General features: G+C 43.3%; 3 protein-coding genes and 2 pseudogenes. 2 read left to right on the forward strand and 3 right to left on the reverse strand.

Translation table 11 applies throughout. The features are described from left to right. The first annotated feature begins 284 nt into the window (after positions 1–284). Both QUA10_RS28520 and QUA10_RS28525 read left to right on the forward strand, forming a co-directional pair. A complete protein-coding gene (locus QUA10_RS28520) occupies positions 285–2,024 on the forward strand; it encodes a bifunctional 3'-5' exonuclease/DNA polymerase (RefSeq protein WP_333085893.1) in 1,740 nt (579 codons plus the stop codon). 397 nt (positions 2,025–2,421) lie between these two features. Next, positions 2,422–2,788 (forward strand): annotated as a pseudogene (locus tag QUA10_RS28525) (IS1 family transposase); the annotation flags it as partial. A 104-nt stretch (positions 2,789–2,892) separates the two neighbouring features. Here the strand turns inward: QUA10_RS28525 and QUA10_RS28530 are convergent. From QUA10_RS28530 to QUA10_RS28540, 3 genes and pseudogenes are all read right to left on the reverse strand, one after another. Then, positions 2,893–3,312, reverse strand: a pseudogene (locus tag QUA10_RS28530) (transposase); the annotation flags it as partial. Then, complete coding sequence (locus QUA10_RS28535) at positions 3,305–3,829, reverse strand: hypothetical protein (RefSeq protein ID WP_333085889.1); 525 nt, start codon at positions 3,827–3,829, stop codon at positions 3,305–3,307. The gene QUA10_RS28535 and the pseudogene QUA10_RS28530, both read right to left, overlap by 8 nt. 122 nt (positions 3,830–3,951) lie before the next feature. Beyond that, a partial coding sequence (locus tag QUA10_RS28540; protein ID WP_333085891.1) for a DUF5996 family protein occupies positions 3,952–4,809 on the reverse strand: 858 nt, incomplete at its 5' end.

A 4,809-nucleotide genomic window follows, 5' to 3' on the forward strand; every position in this document is an offset into this window, starting at 1 on the left:
ACTAATTATGAAATGGAACCGAAAGATAAAAAATAAAGGCAACTTAGTTAATGCAGTTTAGATGTTTGACAGCTTATCTAATGTCGAAGACCTCCTTACAAATAGTAATATTTTGTGCATTAGGGACAGATTGATATTCTTTCACTATTTTTATAAACGGAACTAATTATGAAACCTAATCCACTAAAAGAGCAGAAACAATCAACCGCTATCCCAACTGTTTTGAGTCCAGACCAACTTAAAATAGCTCAGTTGCAAGTTCACTTAAAACTCCTTACCAACTGATCGATACTGCTTTCAATCTTGAAACAGCCCTTCAACCATTCCAACAAGCAAAAATCATCGGTATAGACTGCGAAACAACAGGGCTTGACCCCTACAAAGCCAAAATTAGATTGTTACAACTTGCCATTCCTGACCATCCAGTAATCATTGTAGATTTATGGGCCATTGAACCGAGTTCCCTCGAACCATTACGCTTGCTCTTAGCGAGTCCTGCACTGAAGGTAGGTCACAACCTCAAATTTGAATGGCAAATGCTCGCTTTTGCCGGACTGGAACTATCCAAACCCTTTTTCGATACCTATTTGGCTTACCGAGTGCTGACGGCTGGACTAAAACGCCATTTGTCCCTAGATGCTGTCACTGAGAATTTGTTGAAAGTAAAGCTAGACAAAACGCAGCAAGTTAGCGATTGGTCGGGAAACTTAACACTCGCTCAACTGCAATATGCTGCTACCGATGCTGCAATCTTACTCCCGCTGGCTGCTGCTCTGCAACAAAAACTGAAAGCTTCTAAGCTTTGGAAAACTGCTTTACTAGAGTTTGCTTGTCTGCCTGCGGTGGCTTCTATGGAACTCAACGGAATGCTTTTAGATAGAGAACAGTGGAAAGTTTTGGGAGTGAAGCTCTGTTATCAACGCGACTCTCTTTTAAAACAAATTAATTCGCAACTCCATCGACCTAACCCTCACCAACAAATCTCTCTGCTGCCAGAATTTACGGATACAATTAATCCTCGCTCTCCCAAGCAAGTCTTAGCCGCTTTGCAAGAGAAAGGTATTCCTATTACTTCCACTAGCTCTCAACATTTAATTCCTTTGCAAGGCGAGTATCCCGTTATTCGAGCACTGTTAGAATACCGCAGTTTATCGGCTCGTATCGATACTTTTGCTTTGGTTTTACCTGAACGCATTCACCCGATTACAGGGCGCATTCATCCCAATTGGTTTCAGATTGGTGCTAGATCAGGACGGTTTAGTTGTCGAGAGCCAAATTTAACGAATATCCCCAGAGATAAGGAAACCCGACAGTGTTTTAAAGCTGCACCCGGTTACGTCCTGCTCAAAGCCGATTACAGCCAGATTGAACTGCGGATCATGGCGAAGGTTTCGGGCGATCGCACGATGGTGAAAGCCTACTCTCAAGGGGAAGATTTGCACTCTCTGACCGCTTCTTTGGTACTGGCAAAACCTTTATCTAAAATTACTGTCGAAGACAGACAGCTCGGCAAAATTATTAACTTCGGTTTAATTTATGGCATGGGAGCACAGAAATTTAAGAATATGGCTCAAGCAGAGCATGGAGTCACTTTAACGCTGCAACAAGCTTCACACTTTCGTAAGAAATTCTTTGAATCCTATACAGGTATCAAACAATTTCACGGCAAAGTTCGGAGCGCCTGGAGCCGAGGTATTCGAGAGAGTCGGACAGTCTTAGGCAGAAGGAGATTATGGTCAAAAGATACTAAACCGCTGCTTAACAAAATGCTAAATAACCCAGTTCAAGGGATGAGTGCTGACATTACTAAACTCGCTCTTGCTCTACTTTTTATGCCTCTGAGTAGCACTGGTGGTAAACTGATTTGTGTCGTTCACGATGAAATTTTAATAGAGTGTCCTCTTGAAGAAGTGAGGCTAGTTAAAGCCTTGCTTAAAAAATGTATGGTGAGAGCTGGGAATAAGTTTCTCTCTCCGATTCCTTGCGAGGTAGAAATTAAGGTAATGGAAAGTTGGGGAGGGTGAGAGATTACCGGGGAAAGATTGGGGAATGAGGAGTAGAGAGAAACCGCACCGCAGCCATTGCTGTGAAAATTCCACTTCCTCACCACTCTCCATTCCCCACTCCCCTAACAGTCACCGCATAATTCCTCGCCCAACCTCCCACCCCCTAAACAACGATTGTTTTGGTGCAAGTGAACAGTTGATTTCAAAACATAATGAATGTAATTCTTACTGTTAGTAACCAAGCCGCAAATATCGTTGGTAAGTTAGCAAAATGCGCTATTGCCATGCTGCAGCAAGCTGAATACAGCAATCCTAAATCATTATCAAGACTATGATACAATTATATGCAATACTTGATTGTGACCATAAAAAAATGGGCGTTGCATAATAGTGATATGAATTGAGGTTAAATCTAATGAAATGTCCTGAATGTGGCTCCAGCCATATCCGTAAAAATGGCAAGATGAGAGGGAAGCAAAATCATATTGGTGTCGATTGTCATCGTCAGTTTATTGATGTTTACACAATCTCCAAAGGATACTCAGATGAAATTAAAGCGCAATGTTTGAAAATGTATGTCAACGGCATGAAATTTCGAGGTATTGAGCGCCTCACAGGAGTCCATCACACCACCGTCATTAATTGGGTCAGACAAGTAGGAGAACGCCTACCGTCCGCCTATGACGAGCGAGACCACTCCAGAAGTGGGGGAGTTGGATGAACTAGAAACTTTTGTAGGGCAAAAAAAAATCTGGTTGTGGACAGCAGTAGACCACTTTAAGCAGCGTTCTGTTGAACGTCCGGTTTCAGTGGGACGACAAATATACTCAGCAACAGTTCGATGCTGTAAAGAAGCACCTTGTAAAGTGGCTAGAGTATAAGCGATAGAAATGACTAAAACGAGCGCCATTAACCGCCGCTCGTTGACTTTTGTATTTTCCAGATTATAGCCTCCGGTTTTTAAATCTCGAAACATTGTTTCGATGCCCCATCGAGCGGCATAAACGGAGAGAGTCCGAGGTAAACTTTTCAAACTCGTCAGAATATACCAAGGTTCTTTTGGACCTCTACCTCGATATTTTCGTTTCCAGTACGCCGCTAAATTAAAGTCTCCAAGGTGATGCGCTTTGGTACAATAAATGTTGGCGTAAAATCGAGATTTTTCCGGTTTAATATTTAAGTCTTTGAGTGCTCGATAAACTGCATCATCATCGGCAATACAAGTGCCTTTTTTCTGCCGCAATGCGAAGTCTATATTCCTTTGCTTGAGCCAATAAGCCAGTTGGACGCTGTGAAATTCAGGCATCGGCTAAGACCAGAACTGGATAAGGCTTCAACAGCCGCAATACCGGAGTTAAAACTTTTTTTTGTTCGCGCAAGTTACTACTTCCTTTTTTGGGTAAGATTTCCCAATAAACGGGAATAGCGTGTTTCCCCCAAGCTAAACTTAACACGATTAAATTTCGCTCTTGCCATTGCGTTCGATCGATAATTAAGAACAAATGTCCTTGATGAATGAGTTGGAGTTTCTTGATTCGTCTTCGTTGTTGTCGATTGCTCGGTTGGTGGCGAAACTCTTGTTTGACGAGCTGTTTGATGAGGGGAAACCACAACAGCTTTGCTGTGAGTTGAGGTAAGTCTAAAAACCGTTGCAAGTTTCTCACTCGACTTTCATACTTTATCAGTTGTGGAAACTTGTTAGCTAAAGTAGATAAGCTGACATCTCGATAGCTTTGTAACATTAACACTAACAATTGTAGCGTTAGATACTGGCGAGGATTTAGATGCGTCTCGAAAACTTTTTGGTATAATTGAGGGAACATATATTTTGTGTGGGGGTCGCTGCGACCCCCAATTTTTGGGGATTACGATTGGCTAAAACCCTTATTCTACCTGATTTGCAGCCTCCTTGTCACCCCTTGAGATCTGCCAGTTAAACGTCAATTTAAGGATGCAGTTGTGACTTAAATGTCAACTGCTTGAGTTCCTCTTGATTCCAGTTGCCGAACTTGGCGGCAGCTTCGTAGGTGCTTTGCAAGAACTCTAACAACATCTGATCCGGTGATTCTGCCTCGCGGACAGCGTCATAGGGCAAAATAAACTCGCCCAATTCTTGACTGTAAAATGCAGCATCGGGACGAATCGTAGCCTGCTTAAACCCATCGGGTTCTGGGTACGCATAGGAATAAAACGCTGGGTATGATAATCCGGCTCCGGGCCAAAATCCGGCACTACTGACTTCCTGGGAATAGGCTTCTTTTGCCACTGCATCCGGTAGATTTGGCACCCCTCCCGGATGCTCAGGAGCCGATCGCCCAGAAAAGCGAGTCACTGCTAAATCAAAACTCCCCCAGAAAAAATGAACCGGACTAACCTTGCCGGAAAAATGTGAACGAAATTCTCGAAAGACGCGATCGGACTGTAGCAGCACTCGCCAGCATCGATTGGCATAATCCGCATCATAAGCGGCATGAGTTTCATCCTGCTCAAATCGAATTGGGTCTGGGACTTCATTCGGTTTGGTGTTGATCGTGATGTGAATATCCAATGCTCTGAGAGTTTCCATCACGGTTTGATAAAAATCAGCGACCGAGCGAGAGTAGAGTGTGATCGCCCGTCTTGCCCCTTCGCTGGTTTGAATCACCAACTCATGATCAATGAAATCAAAGTCGATTTGAAAGATGCGGCTGCCATAGGGAATCGTGGAAGTGGTCAGTCCCCGAACGGTTATACCACTTCTCCAAAAATATGCTACAATAGCACTTCTAGCAAAAGGACGATTGTATGAAAGTAAATTACCAAG

Origin of the sequence: Microcoleus sp. Pol8_D6, assembly GCF_036700965.1 — a bacterium.
Lineage (GTDB): Bacteria > Cyanobacteriota > Cyanobacteriia > Cyanobacteriales > Microcoleaceae > Microcoleus.

Bases quoted from the DNA above. Each gene is read 5' to 3' on its own strand.
- QUA10_RS28535 (WP_333085889.1), bottom strand. From the start codon at position 3,829: ATGTTCCCTCAATTATACCAAAAAGTTTTCGAGACGCATCTAAATCCT.